At 67.2% G+C, this 399-nt stretch carries 1 protein-coding gene; it reads left to right on the top strand.

Annotated elements, in window-relative coordinates; all coding sequences use genetic code 11:
- A partial coding sequence (locus tag RVY79_RS17770; RefSeq protein ID WP_317465831.1) for a maltotransferase domain-containing protein occupies positions 1-399 on the top strand: 399 nt, incomplete at both ends.

Here is a 399-nt window from a genome sequence, read left to right as displayed (position 1 = left end):
TGCGGCCACGCTCATCGTCATCAATCCGGACCTGCAACTGGGAGTGTCGGTCAATGCGGACCGCTTGCTGCCTGGCGTGGCTGGTGGCTTTACGCGTGGCGTGGTGCTGGACCAGTTGACCGAGCCCCCTGGCAGTTGCGACGACGCACTACGCCCCAGCGCCCGGCCACTGACGGAGATCGGTCTACCGCCCGGTGGCGTACAGGTCTGGCGCGTATTCCGCAGCGCGCCGGTACGGTATCTCGCACCGGCAAGGTCCAGCGCGGGAGCACGTGCAAAGTCCGGTGTTACCAAAGATCCCGCCAATGCCGCAGTCGCGGCGCCGCGCATTGCCATCGAGCAGGTCAGCCCTGCGGTAGACGATGGCCGCTTTGCCGCCAAGCGGCTGGTGGGCGACCA

Origin of the sequence: Chromohalobacter sp. HP20-39 (genome assembly GCF_033052815.1) — a bacterium.
In the GTDB taxonomy this organism is placed as follows: domain Bacteria; phylum Pseudomonadota; class Gammaproteobacteria; order Pseudomonadales; family Halomonadaceae; genus Chromohalobacter.
This window is presented reverse-complemented; position numbering and strand designations above follow the sequence as displayed.